This is a genomic window from Paenibacillus sp. FSL R5-0486 (assembly GCF_037975155.1).
Classification (GTDB): domain Bacteria; phylum Bacillota; class Bacilli; order Paenibacillales; family Paenibacillaceae; genus Paenibacillus; species Paenibacillus amylolyticus.
The window spans coordinates 4864599-4882616 of record NZ_CP150237.1 but is presented as its reverse complement, the minus strand read 5'-3'; the positions used below and the strand labels follow the sequence as shown (position 1 = coordinate 4882616).

Sequence of the window (18018 nt, the reverse complement as noted above, 5' to 3'; positions counted from 1 at the left end):
GGATGAGCGTGATTGCTGGCATGAAGAATTTATTTCTCAGAAAAAGACCTGCCAAGAGCCAGTCAGGCGATGAACATCAACAGGGGGAAACGCCGTTGGAGGCATCGACGGAGTCGGGGGAAAATACATACAACAATGAACACGATTACCCGACAAGTAAATCTCCGTTACCTGAAAGTGAAATCGCTTCAGATGAAGTGGCTGCAACTGCTGTCACTACCGTTGATGAACCCCAGAAGAAGATCAAACCAAAGAAGGATATGCTGCCTCCATATGATGGACCTGTACTGGAGGTGCGTAACGTGCATCGCAGTTTCCAGACAGGCAGTCGCATTATCCATGTGCTCAAAGGCATTGATATGGAAGTGAATCCGCAACAACTGGTCATGCTGAAGGGGCGATCGGGCTCAGGCAAAACAACACTGCTGAATATGCTCGGTGGACTGGATCAGCCTTCAAGTGGAGACATTCTGTTCTCTGGTCAGCCTCTTCAGGATTGGGGAGACCGGCGGCGGACCGCTTTGCGGCGCAAAGAGATCGGTTTTATTTTCCAGGCGTATGCACTCATGCCCTTATTATCTGCTTGGGAAAATGTAGAACTGTCGCTGCGAATGGCGGACGTTCCGCGAGCGGAATGGAAGGACAGGGTTGGTCACTGTCTGGATCTGGTTGGATTATCCAAACGGGTGAAGCACCGACCTTTCGAGATGTCCGGGGGAGAGCAACAGCGGGTGGCTATAGCCAAGGCGATTGCCCATAGACCCAGATTGTTGCTTGCGGATGAGCCTACAGCGGAACTGGATTCCAAGATGGGCGCTCAGGTCATGGCCGTATTCCGCAATATTATTGAAGTAGAACAAGTAACAATATGTATGACTACACACGATCCTACAATTTTGGAGGTTGCGGACCATGTTTATGAAATGGCGGACGGCAGATTTATCAAGTAAAGGGGCCGCTCCGAAGAGGGGGAAACGCGCAGCGATTATTGTACTCGGTGCGATAATGGTTGCAACGATGTCCGGCTGCTCATTGCTGCCGTCAGAAACAGAGGAAGAAGTGCTTCCGCCTATTACACCACCAACGATCTCCAAGAAACCGGAATATGAAGTCCGGACGGAAACGTTGGAGAAAAAAGTAAGTGGCAGCGGCAAGATGATGAGTCAGCGGGAAGAGAAGGTGTACTTCACGCTTGATGGCATGCATGTCAAAGAGTTAAATGTTAAACCAGGGGATAAAGTGAAAAAGGGTCAACTTCTTGCTGTCCTCGATGTGGAGAGTGTAGAAAAGGAGATCCGTGGCAAGAAACTGGCTATTCGCAAATCCGAAGTTCAAATGAAGGAAACACTCCGCAAGAAGGATGAGATGGACCCGGTAGAGTTCGAAGAATCAACGATTGCGTTTGAAGAACTACGCCAGGAACTCGTTGATCTGGAGGAACAACTGGGCAAAGCCACGTTGACAGCTCCGTTTGGCGGCACCGTTATTGCAGTGCAGGTAGAGAAGGGTGCAACCGTGAAAGCGTATGATCCGATTGCTACGATTGCGGATACATCGAATCTGGTTGTGGCAGCTACCTTTGCCAAGGAAGATCTGGAGAAGTTCTCGGCCGGTATGAAGGCAGAAGTAGATATTAATGGAGCTGGTAAAGTCGCTGGCAAAATTAAAGTTATGCCTATCGCGGAAGCATCGGGAAGCGGCAGTGGCGAAGGGTCGGGTGAAGGCGGTACGCCTCCAACCAAGGAAACGCTGGATAAGTATGTCATCGTTACACTTGCAAAAATGCCAAAAGGCGTCGAACGTGGCACACCACTATCGGTCTCGATTGTAACGCAGCGTACCGAGAACGCAATTGTGATTCCTGTATCCGCTTTACGCTCCATCGGTTCAAGAACGTATGTACAAGTGGTGGAGAGTGATGGCAGCAAGCGTGAAGTGGACGTTGAAGTTGGACAGCAGACATCGACAGATGTCGAGATTCTGAAAGGTCTGACCGTAGGTCAGAAAGTAGTGGGACGCTAATGGGGCTGCCATTGCTTCGGCTGCTGTTCCGCAAAATGTGGAACACGCGCTGGATGACCTTCAGCACACTGATTGGATTGATTGTGGCGGTAGCGTTCACCGTCAGTATTCCAATGTACGCCGATGGTGCGTTGAAACGGGTCGTCGCGCAAACGCTGCAGGATAACAGTGAAGGGTTGCCAGCCGGTTCGTTGCTGATGAGTTATCAGGCACCTGGTGGCGTGAAGACAGACACTCGGGGTCTGGACGAAGTAGATCGTTATATTCGTGAGGATGTTCCTCGCGACATCGGGTTTCCTTTTCATACGTATGTGAATTCGAGATCCATTCGCAGCACAGAGGTGAGCCCGGAAGATCCAACCAAAGTGGATGCCAGCAGGGCGCGCAGTATGAGTCTGGGTACGATGAGTGGGCTGGATGCACAGGTGAACTACTCTGCCGGGGTGAAACCTGGAAACCAGGTCAAAGATGACACGATCGAGGCAGTCATGTTGGAAGAGGGCATGTACCGTAACGACCTGCATATCGGTGACATTCTGGAATATCCGGTGTATAGCGGTCTTGATATCACGTTACGTGTGAAGATTACGGGGTCCTTCAAGGCAGATGATCCGAACAGTCCTTACTGGGTACAAGGATTTGACGGCATGATGAATGGACTATATGTGGATGAATCGGTTTTTAATGATGTTTTACTGAAGGAAAAAGGGATTCCACTTCAAAATTCACGTTGGTATTATGCCTTTGATCTGAAAGAAATTCAAACCAGCCAGTTATCAGGTCTGACTTCCATGCTGGAAAGGCTGGATATCGATCTGTACCAGCGGCTGAAAGATACAAAAGTGGACATCACCTTTGGTGATCTGCTTAAGCAGTTCCGCAGTCAGAGTCTGCAACTGCAGACCATGTTGTTTACCTTGGCAGCACCGATGATTGCGATGGTCTTTTATTTTATTGCGATGAACGCCAGACAGTCATTACAGAAGCAAGAGAGTGATATTGCGGTATTGCGTAGCCGTGGAGCTTCAGCTCGGCAGATCTTCTCTCTTTACCTGCTTGAAGGTATATTCCTGGGCGTTATTGCGTTGATTATTGGACCGTTTCTCGGTTGGTTTATGGCCAAGAGTATTGGCTCTGCAAGTGGCTTTCTCTCGTTCGTAGATCGGAAGTCTATTCCGATCGGTGTATCAAAAGAAGCTATTCTCCTGGGCGTAGCAGCGGTCCTTGTTGCGATCATCGCATCACTTATCCCTGCGATAACCTATGCACGGGCAACCATTGTATCAGCTAAGCGGCGACAAGCACGTACAGACCGCGCTCCAGTATGGCAACGCTGGTTCCTGGATGTTGTGTTGCTGGGTCTGGCTGGATATGGATACTACCTGTTCTATGAACGTCAGATGTTGACCTTCCAGACCGGAATGACAACGGATCAGTTGCAGGTACAGCCGTTTCTGTTTTTTGTACCCGCACTCGCGATCTTTGCGCTTGGACTATTCTTCCTGCGCTTGTTCCCGTGGATTTTAAAGCTCATTCAGTTGATCGGTCGCAAGTTTCTCCCGGTCCCGTTGTATCTGACATTAACACAGTTATCGCGTTCATCTTCTTCCTATTATCCGCTGATGATCCTCCTTGTACTGACACTGGGACTTGGGGTGTACAACTCGGCTGCAGCTCGGACGATTGATCTGAATTCCACTGAGCGTACCTTGTACCGTTATGGTTCTGATGTGATTATGCAGACTGTATGGGAAGGAACACCTGAGGTTAAACCCGGTGGTTCAGGACAGAACGGCGGTACGGGTGGAGGTCAACAAGGCGGTGGCAATGGAGGAGGAGGTTCTGCTGGTGGTGGTTCCGGCGGAGGCAATGGCGGTGGAGGTGCTCCAGGTGGTGGTGGCGGTTCTTCGCAGCCATCCAAAGTCATCTACTCCGAACCTCCATTTGAAGTGTTCCGCAGATTAGACGGGGTTGAACATGCAGCACGCGTGCTGCAGACCAAAGGCAATATTATCGTCTCTGGTAAATCGGGTGGACAGGGAATGCTGGTCGGAATTGATAATGTGGACTTTGCTCAAGTGGCTTGGTTCCGCAACGATCTGTTCCCGGCACATCCCTACAAGTACCTTGACTTGCTTGGTAAATATGAAGGGGCTGTATTGATCTCTTCCAAATTTGCTGACAAGTTCAAACTCAAAACTGGAGATCTCGTCTCCATGGGTGTACAGGGACAGGCGATTGAATTCGTCGTGTTTGGGATCATACCTTACTGGCCAGCCCAGTATCCGGATCAGATGCCATTTTTCGTGGCGAATCTGGATTATATCTATGATCAGGTGCCTTTGATTCCTTATGAGGTGTGGCTGAAAATGGAATCGGATGCCAAAGTGGCTCCACTAATGGAGAAACTTGCAGCAGAAGGCATTGAGTTATCATCTGTACGTGACGTACGTACCGAATTGGTATCTCAGGCTAAACATCCGTCAAGAGGTGGCGTATTCGGGATACTGAGCCTTGGATTCCTGGTATCGGTTATTATCTCATTGATTGGATACGTGCTGTACTGGTTCTTCAATTTGTCCGGGCGTGTTGTGCAGTTTGGTGTATTAAGGGCCATGGGGTTATCCCGGGCACAACTAAGCGGCATGCTGCTGCTGGAGCAGGTGTTCACAGCAGGTCTATCGATCCTGCTAGGTATTGGGATTGGTCAGGTATCCAGTCGTTTATTCCTGCCATTCCTGCAAACGACGGATAATGTATCTGCTCAGGTACCTCCGTTCCGGATTGTGTTTGAACAGCAAGATATGTTGCAACTGTATGGGGTCACCGTAGTGATGCTGGTCATTGGTGCAACGATGTTGCTCTGGCAGATTCGCAGATTGCGAGTTCACCAGGCAGTCAAAATGGGAGAGGAGAGGTAAACGTGATCCAATGCGAAGGACTTGTCAAAATTTTTAAATCCAGCGATGTGGAAGTCGTTGCCCTTCAGGGTCTCAACCTGACTGTCAATCAAGGTGAAATGATGGCGATCATCGGTAACAGCGGTAGCGGTAAATCCACGCTGCTGAATATTCTGGGCGGACTTGATCGTCCTACGGCTGGTACGGCTGTTGTGGGAGACTGGGATTTGCTCAAGATGACAGATGCTCAATTGGTCGAATACAAACGTCATACGGTAGGTTTTATTTGGCAAAATAACGGTCGTAACTTGCTGCCTTATCTCACTGCACTGGAAAATGTGGAGACTCCCATGATACTGGGAGGCAAGCGTGATCGTGCTTACGCGAAACAGTTGCTCGAATGGGTAGGCCTTAAGGATCGGATGCATAACAAATTGCATCAATTGTCAGGAGGAGAGCAACAACGGGTAGCGATTGCGATCTCATTATCCAATCGTCCCAAAATTCTGCTTGCAGATGAACCTACCGGTTCGGTCGATTCCGAGACATGTGATACAATCATGGGCATTTTTCGAAGAATGAACAAGGAACTTGGCGTTACGATTGTCATCGTTACCCATGACTTGACGCTTGCTGGCAAGGTGGACCGGATCGTTGCGATTCGGGACGGCTTGACCAGTACCGAGTTTGTGAAGCGCAACCCGAATCTGGATGATGAGCATAACTTGTCCGAGGCGGGTATGCCGGACATTCACGAAGCATTTGTCATTATTGACCGTGCAGGGCGACTTCAGGTGCCTAAAGAGTATCTGGAGGCCTTATCCATTGATAACCGGGCTACATTGGAATTTGACGGTGAACGCATTGTTATTACACCGCCAAGATAATTAAGAGGGGGAACTGGGATATGAAGAACAGTATGTGGGGAAAACGTGTTTTAGCCGTCATGGCTACAGCAACGCTGGCAATGCCGCTGATTGCCGGCTGTACGGCAAGTGAGGCGAAGGATACGGAGCAGCGTGTATTGCGTGTGGCTACGATGTGGGGCGGACAGGATGACAGTTACTTCCGTCAGCAATTTACCGATGCTTTTGAACTGACACACCCCAATGTAACGATCGAGATTGTGGCTGCCGTTGATCAGAGCAGTATGTATGGGTACGGTAACACAGAAGAACAGCAGGAAGCTCCGGATACGATGGAAAGTCTGAAGAAGATTATGACTGGGGATAATCCGGTTGACGTCATCGTGGCGGATACCTCTACAGTCAAATCATTAATTCAGGAGAATCTGGTCAAACAGCTGGACCCATTGATGCAGGAAGACAAGTTTGATACCAGTGATATTGTGCCTAGTGTGCTGGAGGGAATTAAGGACCTTGGGGACCAGAGCATCTATGCATTGACACCAACGTTTTCCTCCTCCGCTTTGTTCTATAACAAGGGTATGTTTGAAAAAGCAGGCGTGGAACCGCCAACGGACAATATGACTTGGGATGATATTTTCAATCTGGGTACCCGTCTAACGAAAGGTGAAGGTAAAGATCATGTATTTGGTTTCTCCTTCACGACATATCAGGGTGGTCCGCCGTACTACTCCATGCAGCAGTACTACAGCTCGTTGCAGCTGAAGACGTTTGATGACAAAGCAGAGAAGATGACAGTAGATTCTCCTCAATGGGAGAAAGTGTGGAGCACCATCAGCAAACTTGCGATTGACAAAGTTATTCCTAAAGGCGACGAGCCACAGGATCAGAATCCGAGTGGGCGTTATGATCCGGTACAGGGTGACCTATTCCTGAGTGGCAAGTCAGCCATGGTTATTGGTGATTACAGCTATATTAATCAATTAATTGATGCTAATAAAAATGCGGATAAAATGAAAGACTTTACGAAAGTGGATTGGGATGTGGTAACACCTCCAGTTCACCCGGAAGCTCCTGAAATTGGAGGTAGCATCTACCTGAGCAACCTCATGGCGATTAATAGTGCGGCTCAGAACCCGGATGATGCGTGGGAACTGATCAAGTACATGAACAGTGAGGACTGGGCTAAGATTAAAGCACGCAGCAGCTATGAGATGGTATCACGGAAGAGTTTCATTAAGCCCAAAGACGGCCTGGATTATAACATTCAAGCATTCTATTCGCTGAAGCCGATTCCGCCAACAAATACCAATCTGGATAAAATGTATCAAAAATCCCCAGGTTTATGGCAAGTCAATGAAAAAGGTATGGAATATTTCAACCAGGTACTAGAGAACAAAAAGACACCAAAAGAAGCACTTGGTGAGTGGGCAGCTAAAGGAAACGAGATGCTGGAGAAATTGAAAAAGGATCCTAAAGCTACGTTTCAATGAGATTTGATGTAGTAGTCATATCATAAGTTAAGGATAGCCGCTGAAGATTTTAATCTTTGGCGGCTATTTTTATGAAAATGGGGTATTCTACAAAAAGCAGGAATAAATGACGACTCCGGAAAGGACGAGCGGTATGCACTGGGTATATTTCAGCAAGTTGTATGCAACCAAATTTCAGGCAGGGTGTCTGGCCAAACGTATGGAGCAGGATGGGTGGATTTACGGTCATAATGAACCAGCGGAAGTGGAAGTTTATCGATCACGTAAAGGACGTTACGGTGTACGTTTTATTCCCTGACATTACCCCTTGACTTATTGGGATAGAATGGTGTATATTAATTAAGTCGCTGTTTTAATATTTCTTACTGACGCGGGGTGGAGCAGCCCGGTAGCTCGTCGGGCTCATAACCCGAAGGCCGCAGGTTCAAATCCTGCCCCCGCAATTTAGTTTCACTTGGATGATTCACAGCCATCATCTGCACGTTATACATTATGTCTAGGGCCCTTAGCTCAGTTGGTTAGAGCGGTCGGCTCATAACCGATTGGTCACAGGTTCGAGTCCTGTAGGGCCCATACTCTTAAAACCCTTGCCTAGCAAGGGTTTTTTTCTGTCTGCATGTAAGCTCTGAAGTAAAAGGTATCTTGTAAATGGTGTCTTTCTAGTATGCCCTTTTTTTCGAATCACGATGTATGTCCATGCCATATCTCAAATCTCGCATATACTACCTTATCCCAACCCATAGGAGGTAGATTTCATGAGTCAATTTCTTGATGCAAGAACATCTCAGAATGCGAGTTTGGCTAACTCTATTGCAATACCAATCCTGGTTATTAATACACCACAATTATTCGGTCAGATTGGTCTGCAAACAGCAGGAGCAGGGGCAAACCCACGGGTACAATTCAAAGGAACGGTGTCTGTGCAACTTCCTTTGGCACTCGTTGGTGTAACTATTACAATTGTTAGGGGGACTTTGGCTACGGACCCTGTGATCTATTCCGCAACGTCTACGTTTAGCTTGAGTGTCCTTGCACCTCAGATTATTACGTTCTCTGCAGATGACTTCAACCCGCCTATCACACCTCAATTGACGTACACTGCATTTATCAGTTCCAACTTGCTCGGTACGATCCGTGTAGGCCCTGAGAACTTTGATGGAGCTGTATATTCCGACTAATGTTGAGCGTCCTTGCCTAAGTAAACTAGATCAATAGTCTTCTTAATTGAAAGGCCTCAAGGACCTGCCCTAAAAAGCAGGTTTTTTTCCTGTTGAAGGGGAAAACTGAACTTCATCGAGTAGGTAGGGTTCTATGATATAATGCATTACAGAGATTGAATGGTATTGGACATCAAATAATACGTGATCATCTGAGAAACGTATGAAATTAGTGATAGAAAGCAGGTTTCCGTTTAATGACGTCAAATGAAAGTCAACGTTTTCGTTACAGTGAAGCTCCGGTCTGGGATTGGCAGAGAGCTTATTATGAGCAGAAGGGGCTACAAGCTTGGACAGAGAACCATGTCCCTCAATATATTACGAGTAATCCGTTGATTGCCACGGCGTATGCAGAGATGATCTTTGGCTTTCTTCAGGACCTTTCGAACAAAGGAAAGATCAACGAGACCGTAACCATTCTTGAACTTGGAGCGGGTGTAGGGCGTTTGGCACATCAAGTTCTCCTGAAATTGCTTGAGTTAAAGGAATTTGCTGGAATACCTTTACCGCCTTTCAGATATGTGATGACGGATCTCGTAGCGGAGAATGTGCTAGGTTGGCAGGAGCATCCATCCATGCAATCCTTTATTCAACAAGGTATATTGGATTTTGCGCGTTTTGACGCTGTAGCGGATACGGAATTGAATCTGGTCGTTGCAGGCACGGTTATTCAGCCCGGTGATCTGAAACAACCGTTGTTGTTGATTGCTAATTACTTTTTTGACAGCATTCCACAGGAATTAATCTACATTGGGGATGGCGAGATCTATGAGTGTGATCTGCTTGTACAGTCTCCGGATCGTCGTCTTGATCTTGAGCCCGCTGAGATGCTGAAGAACATGACACTGAGTTATGAGTATTGCCGAGCGCCGGAATACAGTGCGGATAACTATCCATATCAGGAGCTTATTACATTGTACAAAGAGGAACTGGAGGATTCGCACATTCTTTTCCCTGCAATCGGGTTGTCCTGTCTCGAACGGTTGAACAAGCTGTCACAGTCAGGTTATGTGTTGATTACCGCTGATAAAGGGGATCATCGCCTGGATAACTGGAAGTTCGCAGAGCCACCAGAATTTGTTCTTCACGGGAGTTTTTCTCTAACGGCTAACTACCATGCCATTCAATATGTTCTTGAACAGCAGGGCGCTCATACACGATTCACAACACATCATTATAAAGATCTGAATGTTGGGTGTATGTTGATGGTGGACGAACCCATCAGTTATGTGAACACACGTCTGGCCTACCATCGATTTGTTGAACGTTTTGGCCCGGATGACTTTTTCAGCATGAAACAATGGGTAGACTCTCGAATAGAGAGTATGGAGTTAAAGCATATTTTACCGTTTTGGCGTCTGGGCGGGTATGATGCGGAGTTCTTGATTCACAGTGCTACCCACATTTCCAGTCTTCTTCCTGATGCAAGTGATGAGGAAATGCTTGATATTCAGTCTGGTATTCATACGATGTGGTCGTCCTACTATGTGATGGAGCAGCAAGGAGGTCTCGCATTTCTGGCAGGGCAGCTATTATATGAGATGTATATGTATGAGGATGCAAAACGGTTTCTGGAGATATCATTGGTTGCAGATCCGAGTAACCATAATCCAGCCGTCTTGTACGATTTGGCTGTGTGCTGTTACGAACTTGAACTGGAAGAAGAAACCCTGTCATATACGCATAAAGTATTGGCTCTGGAACCTGATCATGAAGAGGCGGCAGCCTTGCTCCAGAGTTTCGAGTTGATCTGAACGGAACAATTTTAGTTTGTCTCCTGTATGTATGTTGGATGTAATTGGTGATATTTATATAAAAATTGAAACCTTTAATTGAAATTCATCGTATTAATGGGATATTCAACCAATCACTATTTCAACAGCAAAGGAGACAAAAACATGAAAAAAGCCTTATCCATTGCATTATATCCATTAATGTGGGTTGTGGGTGCATTTAGCTTTCTGTCTGTAAATGCAAATAGTGCAGCAGGCAGCGCCCTCTTTGTGAAAGATATCGCCACAGATCGAAGCTATGATGGGCAGGCCATCTATGATAGTATTGAACATAGAAATGCCTAACTACATATCATTCAACTGTAAAGGTAATTGTTTCACCGAGCAATAACATGAGAACCAATTACTCTTGAAGCGAAGTACGGTGAGCAGGAGTTCTGTTCGTGCAACCTTTAAGCCGGTTTCGTACCTTATTCAGGTATGAACCGGCTTTTATTTATGACTGGGGGATACCAGATGAAAATTATCATTGGACAACCGAGGCTCGAACGGCATTTGCTACAGCTTGAAGCCGAACTCAAGCAACACCCTGATGCGGATATATTGGTTTTTCCTGAAGGTTATCTGAACCAAAATGTTGAGGAAGCTTGCAGGTTGGCGGCTGAATATGGGACCATGATTGTCTCAGGTCATCGCAGACTGGACGAACGTCCAAAGGACCGATCAATTATCATCAGTAAGGCTGGAGAGGTTGTATTGGAGAAAGCTAAATATACACCTGCTGAGAGGGTTGAGGAACAGGGTTGGGTAATAAGCACTTTGTTGTGTGATGAGCTGGTCCTGCAAGGATTTCGCAATGAGAATATAGGGGATGTGGACATTGTGATGCATTCCATTGGTGTGGGCATGTTCAGTGAAGAGCAGTACAGTGAGTGGGTCGAAGAGGCTCGGCAGATCGCCTTGAAGCATCAATGTATTGTCATGGGGACTAGCCATGCGGATGGTTCGTACCGTGATAGCGAGATCTCCATTCCAATCGCGTATTGCATAACACCTGATGGAGAGGTTGTTCTGGCATCCGAAAGTGATACACGTACTCGTACAATCTTTCTCGACAGAGGAAATACAGACCCTTCACCTCAGGAGTCACAAGAAAAAAAACTGAAAATTTCCATAGCCCCATCCGGTTAAATTAACGGGTATGAATCCCAGATGAATGGGCTGTTGAACTTGCCGATTCGCCCGGTCACTTGCACGGAATACGCATATGTTATGGCATACCTTGAAATTCAAAGGAGGCCAATCAAATGAGTCAAGTTGGATACGGTTGTTGTAATGCTGGTGGCGGATGGACTTCTACAAGTGCAATTCTCGTGCTGTTCATCCTGCTCGTGATCATCACAAAATCTTTCTGGCTGTAAGTCACGTATAGAAACGTGCAAACAGTGGCTCCGCTGAGACTTCAGCGGGGCTTTTCCTGTTTATAAGAAGCAACATATGCCATCCATGACATTTGACAACTGAAAACAATGTGCTTAAAATCACATAAGAGACTATTAACAGAGATTGAAGGGATAGCAATGCCGTTTATTCGCTTTAAAGGATTCACAGGTCCTCAGCTAGAGGAAGTTGTACCCCAAATTACAGAGCAGATGGCCCTAATTACTCATATTCCAAGGGAGAGAATGAAGGCAGAGCGTCATGATGTACAAGCGCTAACACCTTCTCCGGCTTCTATAGAGATTCTGATGTTTCAACGTGACCAGGAGATTCATAATCGGATTGCATCGTCGGTGCAAGCTATTTTGGAAGAAGCATACATGCCGGATGTGCATATTTTCTTCAATATATTGTCACCTAATTTGTATTATAAAAAAGGCAGGCCGCTGACAGATTATCGATTGGATTGAGGTTGTGAGGGACGAGCAGATGTTGCTCGTCTTTTTGATTTACATATTTTTCGTATGCTTAACAATATGCTCGTTTCTGTGCACCCGGTTCAACGATATAGAGCATATCGCAGACACGATAAACAAGGCTCCACCGATAAGGTATACCCATCGAACGTCTAGTAGATCGACGACTAGACCGAAGATGACGATGGATACACTCATAACCGTGGAGATCAGGACGCCATGTGCGGCGTATACCTGGGACAAGGATTCAGCGGGCACACTTCTCTGAAGCGCTGTCTGTTGAGCCATATCACGAATCTGGTAGACAGGGCCCATAAGTATACATAACGCCAGCGCGAGCCATGGCAGGCTGTTGAGGCCATAAACGATGGTCATCAGGCTGAGGAGAAGAGAACCCATGGTCATGCTGGCGATCAAGTGCTTCTGAATCCGTTTGGCCAGAGCCAGAGCCAGAATACCTCCAAGCATGGTTCCAGCAGCGTAACTCGAGTTCATGAGTCCCCACCAACCTTCTCCTCGTCCCAGAGCTTCTTTTGCAAAGGCCAGCGTAACAGCTCCGATCCAGATGGAACCCGCAAGTGCTTGGGCAATGTCCATAAGCGTAATCAGCCGTAAGGATGGATTCTTCCAAAGTATACTCCAACCTTCCCTCAATACATTCCGCGATACAGCAGATTTCTGAGGTTGTTCTACATTCCGTGTGAGCGAGCCCATGGCAATCGTGAAGATCAGAACGGCCCAGGACAGGCTTGTAACTGCCCAGAAGGTCTGTGACGCCCCCCAGTTCATCACGGCGAATCCCGTCATGGCGTAACCGACAATGGTTACAGTCTGATTGGAGAAAGATAGTAGGCTATTTGCTTTTATAAGGTCTTCACCTTGAACCAATCGTGGCGTTAAAGTCTTCAGTAACGGAGTTTCCCATCCGTCCAAGAAGGATAGTACAATCACTCCGAGCAATAGAAGCGGCAGTTGTGAAATCAAGTGATTCAACGAAATGGCTATACAGGTCATGATTAATGTTTTGGCTATGGAAATGCTGATCAATAGTCTGGAGAATGGGAAACGGTTCACAAGTAATGGCAAAGTGAGACTGGCTATTATGCGTGCAATGATCTGAATAAGTGGAAACATTGCAGCAGAGAGTACCGATCCAGTGAGACCGTATATAAATGTAGTAATGACCATGATATATATGACATTAATAAGCGAGAGCAGCGTTTTGGCGGCCCAGTACGGATAAAATGCGATGTTCATGCCAATGATGTCCTTTCCGAAACGATATATCTATATTACGGGCATTGTCATCATTGCACCACAAACAAAGTTATCATTTTCCCGTCATTTCATCACAAAAAAACTGCCCAACAGGGCAGTCATCTTCTAATGCCTATAGTTCATGCCATAGCAAGTGTGAAGGCGATAAGCAACATCAGCAGGCTGGTCGTTCTGACCATAGTCATATAAGGCCTGCTGGGTTCGGCTTCGCCCCGGGAAATCCAGCCATAGCGCAGATACCAGCCGAATTTTGGGAAACAGAGATTGATGATACAGAGTACCATGAATATAAAAAAGAGGGTTCTCATACCCATCTTCCTTTCTCACTTACATAACGGATCTTATTTTAACGTTTGCGTCTGGTAAAAAAGACTACAATCAAAATAATAATGATGATAATTAACAGAAATTTCATGTATGTTCCTCCTGGTGAGTAGTTAGGTTATTGTGGAATGTTAGTTATCAACTATTACCCATAAACCACATGACTTGAATAACTGTGTTACAATTAAAATATATTGATTTAATATCAACACATTCCGACTGGTTAGTTTTCTCTCCTTATAATGTACGATTGCAGAATATATAAACATTAATGTGTGTGAGATGAAGGAGGAAGGCATGAGCCAACATAATCAACTCTCATTACAATGGGAATTTATCATCTCGAAAGTGAAATCCTCCGTGACGGTGGTCGATGCTACCTTGCCTGAGCTTCCGCTCATGTATGTAAACGAACACTTTACCCAACTGACAGGATACACGTATGAAGAGTCTGTCGGACACAATTGCCGATTTTTGCAAGGGCAGGATACAGACCCGGAAACGATAATGCAGATTCGTGATGCGTTAAAGAAACAACAGTCCATTAAGATTGATATTTTAAATTATACAAAAAGTGGTCAGAAGTTCTGGAACGAACTGAATATCGATCCGATCTTTAATGAATCCGGAGAGTGTTTATATTTTGTAGGCATTCAATACGATATTTCAGAACGGAAGTATGCTGAACAGCAGTTGAAGTTTGCAACTTCCATGGCTGAGATGAACAGCAGAGGGCAATTGGAATTCATCGGCAAGCTGAATCACGAGCTTCGTACCCCGCTTAACGGCATTATGGGCATGATCGAACTTGCCAGTATGGGTGAAACTACGGATGAGCAGAAAGAATATCTGGAGCTAGCACGTCAATCAGGTGAGGCGCTGCTGAACATCATTAACAACAGCCTGGATATGGCGAAACTGGGCAGAGGCAAAATGGATGTTGAAAACATTGAATTTCAGCCGTTGAAGCTGATCCAACAGATTGTGAAGACACATGAACCTGCGGCACAGAATAAAAAAATACGTCTGCTCTGTCATGCTGATCTGAATGTTCCTGATGTGCTTATCGGTGATCCGCTAAGACTTCGGCAGGTACTGGATAATTTGCTGAGTAATGCAATTAAGTTCACGGAACAAGGTGAAGTGCAGTTACAGGTGGATGTGAGGCAACAACTGATGGATACCGTTGTATTGGTATTCTCTGTGCGTGATACGGGAATTGGCATTCCTCAGCATCAGATCGAACCATTGTTTGATGCATTTACCCAGACCGACATCTCCCATGCGCGCCGATTTGGCGGAAGCGGTCTTGGTCTGACCATCTGCAAAGAACTGCTGGAACTGATGAATGGTCAGATTTCGGTGGAGAGTACAGAGGGGAAAGGTACACAGTTTGAGGTGACACTGCCCTTGCTGCGCCAACAGGCCATTCCCAATGTAGGATAATCAATCAAGCAGAACAGCCGGGCGGTCTCGGCTGTTTTTTTATTGTATTGGATTGTTTTACGAACGGGCGTTCTGTTATAATGCAAGTGTTGAATGGGGGAGACACAGCATGAGTAAGAGACGCACAAGAAGAAAACGTAAAGGTAAGCAAGGTTTCAAAAAGCAGGTTCTGACGCTGGTAGCAATGCTGCTGGTAGCCCTCTATGCCTGGGCTGGGGGCGAATGGCCCGAGGAGATACCTAATCCATTCGGTGGGACTAATAAGAGTGTAGACCATACCATTACGTTCCCTTCAGAGCGTTATCCCGAAACAGCCAAACATATTAAAGCTGCTATCAAGGCAGGGCATTCGGATGTATGCACCATTAATCGTAATGGAGCGGAAGGCAATCGGGATCTATCACTTAAGGGTGTTCCGGTCAAAAAAGGTAAGGATCGTGACGAGTGGCCAATGGCGATGTGTGCTGAGGGAGGAACAGGTGCAGATATCCAGTACATTACCCCGAAGGATAATCGTGGTGCAGGTTCATGGGTAGGGAATCAGTTAAGTACATATCCGGATGGAACACGAGTGAAGTTTGTAGTGAAGTAACAACAGGATATGGTTGGGCAGAAATAAGGATTGTAAGGCCTTTGTTGTGAGGTCAGTGGCAGCGTGGTACAGGATAAGTAGAAGAGAAAAACCAGACGTGCATGCGTCTGGTTTTTTGGTGTAAAGTGCTGGCATAAATAGATCTAGTTAACGTATCTATACGGGAACTGGAGTTTCTAGGATTACAGAGCCGACTAAACGAGTTGCATTCCGCTTAAATGATGAGACCGGATGCTTAACAGACGCGTAACATGTTCCACCTCATCAAACGGTATCCACAGACTGCCGTGGACCGTACGTAAGGAAAGAATGGATGTATCAGCGGTACGCTCGGGAAATCCGGTTACCGTCTGACCGCTTGTATTACGAACCATGATCTGTTGCTTGCGCCGGATGGCAATTTCTACCTCTTTTTTCATAAGTCATTGCTCCTGATTATGAGATGTTAAATCCATATGTCAATGTTTTCAATGGTTAATTTGTCTTCTTTATCTAGTCTATCAGAACTAGGTATAGATTTCCAGAAGAGAAATCAACAATCTTCTAGGTGATTTGTCTTAGCTGTGGATGATCCGTTTTTGAATGGGGATTACGGGGTTATATTAGGGTAAAAGGAGGGGAACGGAATGACACAATTGATTATTGGGCTGGCCCGTACCGAGAACGAGGCTATAATTATGCTGAATAAGGTCAAAGAGGAAGGCATCAAGGATAAATATTTGGGAGCGGTGGCGAAGGAGCAGCTTAATCTGGAGCTGGTGAGCGAAAAGACGGGGCTACCCAAACCTTTGAAGGGTGCCGGAACAGATGGTGCCTTTGGCGCTCTGAAAGGCATATTGGCTGGTCTGGGGAAGCGAATGGATCAGACGATGTCGATCGGAAATGCAGTGCGTAGACTCGCTGGTAATGAGATTGGGAGTGAGACCGATGATTTGGTGCTTACACTGACTGAAGCGGGGATCTCGGAGGAGGATGCGCGGTATTACGAAGATTGGCTGTTAAAGGACCATATCTTGGTTATCGTGGAGTGCAGTGAGGAAGAAGCGGCTCGTGTTCAACCTATTTTACTTTTTTAGTTTAATTTAAGGCTGATTTTAGGTTTCTTTAATGTTGGGGAGGTATTCTTATCTCACACCTCCCTTAATATAGATTGGTTTACCGGAAGTCCGGGACCGCAACTCGGACTTTCTAGGCACTGTGAGCTGACGCTTGCAGTGCCTGTTTCATTTTTTTTATTATTTTTAATAAAAGTGTTGCAAAGTTAATTAGTTCATGGTAAGATATTTCTTGTCGCCAAGAAATACATAATCCTGCCGGGGTGGCGGAATTGGCAGACGCACAGGACTTAAAATCCTGCGGTAGGTGACTACCGTACCGGTTCGATCCCGGTCCTCGGCATAACTAGGTTTATTCCCGATAGACAGTGTTAAATGGACGATAATTATCGTTGAGTTCTGTGTACTTGTAATGAAGCATTTGCAGGTACACAGGATTCGCGCAAACACACTCGAAGCACTCCACCGTAAATTGCGGAAGGGGTGTTTTTTGTTGTGGTGAGAATTACGAAAGTTAGTGTAGATAATCGTGGGAAGCGGCGTAGCGCGGTTCCTCGATTATAAGCGTGCTGAGGGGTTAGCCGAGCAGACGCAGAGCGACTATACGCGGCACGGTTTTATTCGGAAGTATCCGAGCGCTTGGTCAACGGCAGATAGACTTGCGGATGCGGCCTTCAAGTATCTGGCGGAAGATAAACGCATTGCTCTTGTTCGGCGGTCAGAAAAGGCCGACGTCCAATAGGTGGTTCGAGTCGCAGACCGTGGATTCCCTCTCTGCGATAGGCGTTTATGTAATTGTAGACGGTGGAAAGTGAACATCCGATGAACTTGCTGATGTCCTTTTTGGACACTCCATGAAGATTAAGCAAGATCGTTTGATATCTTTCGTGCATTCGCAAGTCCTGGTCGCTATGATGGCTATCTTCATTGCCAAAATTTCAGGATTGTTCGGTCTTCATTAAGGAGTTTTGATAGTTTCACTTGTCGTACCTCACAGGCTCATAGGGTAATGATTTTACGATATACGGCATTGTTTCCGCTGTCCAAAAATATACCCAGAAAATGGAGTCAAAGGGAAAAATATTGACAGGTACCTTGCAATAAACGGTAGTAGGTGGTAATATTTGTATTAACAGCTACTGTTTATTGCTCAGTACTAAATAAAGCGTGGTGAAA

18 protein-coding genes and 3 tRNA genes are annotated in these 18018 nt (G+C 46.2%); 18 read left to right on the top strand and 3 right to left on the bottom strand.

Going from position 1 to position 18018, the window contains the following annotated elements; genetic code table 11:
- Positions 1–2: 2 nt before the first annotated feature.
- The 14 genes from MKY01_RS21645 to MKY01_RS21580 all read left to right on the top strand — a co-directional run bounded on the left by MKY01_RS21645 (position 3) and on the right by MKY01_RS21580 (position 12141).
- Positions 3–950, top strand: coding sequence for an ABC transporter ATP-binding protein (locus MKY01_RS21645; protein ID WP_339283472.1), 948 nt, complete (start codon positions 3–5; stop codon positions 948–950).
- Positions 913–2022, top strand: a complete 1110-nt coding sequence (locus MKY01_RS21640; RefSeq protein ID WP_339283470.1) for an efflux RND transporter periplasmic adaptor subunit — start codon at positions 913–915, stop codon at positions 2020–2022. The genes MKY01_RS21645 and MKY01_RS21640 overlap by 38 nt, the downstream gene beginning before the upstream one ends.
- Positions 2022–4943: an FtsX-like permease family protein gene (locus tag MKY01_RS21635; protein WP_339283468.1), complete on the top strand. Its 2922-nt coding sequence runs from the start codon at positions 2022–2024 to the stop codon at positions 4941–4943. The genes MKY01_RS21640 and MKY01_RS21635 overlap by 1 nt, the downstream gene beginning before the upstream one ends.
- Positions 4944–4945: 2 nt before the next feature.
- Positions 4946–5809 (top strand): ABC transporter ATP-binding protein, encoded by an 864-nt coding sequence (locus tag MKY01_RS21630; protein WP_036614799.1) that lies wholly within the window; start codon positions 4946–4948, stop codon positions 5807–5809.
- 20 nt (positions 5810–5829) lie between these two features.
- The gene (locus tag MKY01_RS21625; RefSeq protein ID WP_036614797.1) at positions 5830–7281 is read left to right on the top strand and encodes an extracellular solute-binding protein; all 1452 of its coding nucleotides are present in this window, start codon (positions 5830–5832) and stop codon (positions 7279–7281) included.
- A 106-nt stretch (positions 7282–7387) separates the two neighbouring features.
- On the top strand, positions 7388–7579 hold the full coding sequence (locus tag MKY01_RS21620) for a hypothetical protein (protein WP_047843730.1): 192 nt from the start codon (positions 7388–7390) through the stop codon (positions 7577–7579).
- Positions 7580–7650: 71 nt separating this feature from the next.
- Positions 7651–7724, top strand: a tRNA-Met gene (locus MKY01_RS21615).
- A 56-nt stretch (positions 7725–7780) separates the two neighbouring features.
- Positions 7781–7854, top strand: a tRNA-Ile gene (locus MKY01_RS21610).
- 182 nt (positions 7855–8036) lie between these two features.
- Positions 8037–8459, top strand: a complete 423-nt coding sequence (locus MKY01_RS21605) for a hypothetical protein (RefSeq protein WP_036614795.1) — start codon at positions 8037–8039, stop codon at positions 8457–8459.
- 236 nt (positions 8460–8695) lie between these two features.
- Positions 8696–10252: a tetratricopeptide repeat protein gene (locus MKY01_RS21600; RefSeq protein WP_339283466.1), complete on the top strand. Its 1557-nt coding sequence runs from the start codon at positions 8696–8698 to the stop codon at positions 10250–10252.
- A 144-nt stretch (positions 10253–10396) separates the two neighbouring features.
- Positions 10397–10576, top strand: a complete 180-nt coding sequence (locus MKY01_RS21595) for a hypothetical protein (RefSeq protein ID WP_339283465.1) — start codon at positions 10397–10399, stop codon at positions 10574–10576.
- Positions 10577–10747: 171 nt separating this feature from the next.
- Complete coding sequence (locus tag MKY01_RS21590) at positions 10748–11422, top strand: hypothetical protein (RefSeq protein ID WP_339283463.1); 675 nt, start codon at positions 10748–10750, stop codon at positions 11420–11422.
- Positions 11423–11538: 116 nt separating this feature from the next.
- Positions 11539–11652, top strand: coding sequence for a YjcZ family sporulation protein (locus MKY01_RS21585; protein WP_082219140.1), 114 nt, complete (start codon positions 11539–11541; stop codon positions 11650–11652).
- Positions 11653–11811: 159 nt separating this feature from the next.
- Entirely contained in the window at positions 11812–12141 is a 330-nt protein-coding gene (locus MKY01_RS21580; RefSeq protein WP_091028528.1) for a DUF1904 family protein, read from the top strand.
- Positions 12142–12180: 39 nt separating this feature from the next.
- On the opposite strand, the gene MKY01_RS21575 is transcribed toward MKY01_RS21580, so the two are convergent.
- Together MKY01_RS21575 and MKY01_RS21570 are read right to left on the bottom strand one after the other, a co-directional pair.
- Positions 12181–13404 carry an MFS transporter gene (locus tag MKY01_RS21575; RefSeq protein ID WP_339283462.1) on the bottom strand — a complete coding sequence of 408 codons (1224 nt, stop codon included), beginning with the start codon at positions 13402–13404 and terminating at the stop codon, positions 12181–12183.
- A gap of 140 nt (positions 13405–13544) precedes the next feature.
- On the bottom strand, positions 13545–13733 hold the full coding sequence (locus MKY01_RS21570; protein WP_051447369.1) for a DUF6199 family natural product biosynthesis protein: 189 nt from the start codon (positions 13731–13733) through the stop codon (positions 13545–13547).
- A 313-nt stretch (positions 13734–14046) separates the two neighbouring features.
- Here MKY01_RS21570 and MKY01_RS21565 point away from each other — a divergent pair, with 313 nt between their 5' ends.
- Together MKY01_RS21565 and MKY01_RS21560 are read left to right on the top strand one after the other, a co-directional pair.
- Positions 14047–15195, top strand: coding sequence for an ATP-binding protein (locus tag MKY01_RS21565; RefSeq protein ID WP_339283460.1), 1149 nt, complete (start codon positions 14047–14049; stop codon positions 15193–15195).
- Between the two features lie 109 nt (positions 15196–15304).
- Positions 15305–15787, top strand: coding sequence for a NucA/NucB deoxyribonuclease domain-containing protein (locus MKY01_RS21560; RefSeq protein WP_047843725.1), 483 nt, complete (start codon positions 15305–15307; stop codon positions 15785–15787).
- Positions 15788–15981: 194 nt separating this feature from the next.
- On the opposite strand, the gene MKY01_RS21555 is transcribed toward MKY01_RS21560, so the two are convergent.
- The gene (locus MKY01_RS21555) at positions 15982–16206 is read right to left on the bottom strand and encodes a hypothetical protein (RefSeq protein ID WP_017687353.1); all 225 of its coding nucleotides are present in this window, start codon (positions 16204–16206) and stop codon (positions 15982–15984) included.
- A 207-nt stretch (positions 16207–16413) separates the two neighbouring features.
- Between MKY01_RS21555 and MKY01_RS21550 the strand changes: the two genes are divergently transcribed.
- Together MKY01_RS21550 and MKY01_RS21545 are read left to right on the top strand one after the other, a co-directional pair.
- Positions 16414–16863: a general stress protein gene (locus MKY01_RS21550; protein WP_127550767.1), complete on the top strand. Its 450-nt coding sequence runs from the start codon at positions 16414–16416 to the stop codon at positions 16861–16863.
- 236 nt (positions 16864–17099) lie between these two features.
- Positions 17100–17185, top strand: a tRNA-Leu gene (locus MKY01_RS21545).
- Positions 17186–18018 lie beyond the last annotated feature (833 nt).

Bases quoted from the DNA above. Each gene is read 5' to 3' on its own strand.
- MKY01_RS21570 (WP_051447369.1), bottom strand. From the start codon at position 13,733: ATGAGAACCCTCTTTTTTATATTCATGGTACTCTGTATCATCAATCTC.
- MKY01_RS21620 (WP_047843730.1), top strand. From the start codon at position 7,388: ATGACGACTCCGGAAAGGACGAGCGGTATGCACTGGGTATATTTCAGC.
- MKY01_RS21625 (WP_036614797.1), top strand. From the start codon at position 5,830: ATGAAGAACAGTATGTGGGGAAAACGTGTTTTAGCCGTCATGGCTACA.
- MKY01_RS21640 (WP_339283470.1), top strand. From the start codon at position 913: ATGTTTATGAAATGGCGGACGGCAGATTTATCAAGTAAAGGGGCCGCT.
- MKY01_RS21550 (WP_127550767.1), top strand. From the start codon at position 16,414: ATGACACAATTGATTATTGGGCTGGCCCGTACCGAGAACGAGGCTATA.
- MKY01_RS21580 (WP_091028528.1), top strand. From the start codon at position 11,812: ATGCCGTTTATTCGCTTTAAAGGATTCACAGGTCCTCAGCTAGAGGAA.
- MKY01_RS21595 (WP_339283465.1), top strand. From the start codon at position 10,397: ATGAAAAAAGCCTTATCCATTGCATTATATCCATTAATGTGGGTTGTG.
- MKY01_RS21585 (WP_082219140.1), top strand. From the start codon at position 11,539: ATGAGTCAAGTTGGATACGGTTGTTGTAATGCTGGTGGCGGATGGACT.
- MKY01_RS21575 (WP_339283462.1), bottom strand. From the start codon at position 13,404: ATGAACATCGCATTTTATCCGTACTGGGCCGCCAAAACGCTGCTCTCG.
- MKY01_RS21555 (WP_017687353.1), bottom strand. From the start codon at position 16,206: ATGAAAAAAGAGGTAGAAATTGCCATCCGGCGCAAGCAACAGATCATG.
- MKY01_RS21635 (WP_339283468.1), top strand. From the start codon at position 2,022: ATGGGGCTGCCATTGCTTCGGCTGCTGTTCCGCAAAATGTGGAACACG.
- MKY01_RS21645 (WP_339283472.1), top strand. From the start codon at position 3: ATGAGCGTGATTGCTGGCATGAAGAATTTATTTCTCAGAAAAAGACCT.
- MKY01_RS21605 (WP_036614795.1), top strand. From the start codon at position 8,037: ATGAGTCAATTTCTTGATGCAAGAACATCTCAGAATGCGAGTTTGGCT.
- MKY01_RS21560 (WP_047843725.1), top strand. From the start codon at position 15,305: ATGAGTAAGAGACGCACAAGAAGAAAACGTAAAGGTAAGCAAGGTTTC.
- MKY01_RS21590 (WP_339283463.1), top strand. From the start codon at position 10,748: ATGAAAATTATCATTGGACAACCGAGGCTCGAACGGCATTTGCTACAG.
- MKY01_RS21600 (WP_339283466.1), top strand. From the start codon at position 8,696: ATGACGTCAAATGAAAGTCAACGTTTTCGTTACAGTGAAGCTCCGGTC.
- MKY01_RS21565 (WP_339283460.1), top strand. From the start codon at position 14,047: ATGAGCCAACATAATCAACTCTCATTACAATGGGAATTTATCATCTCG.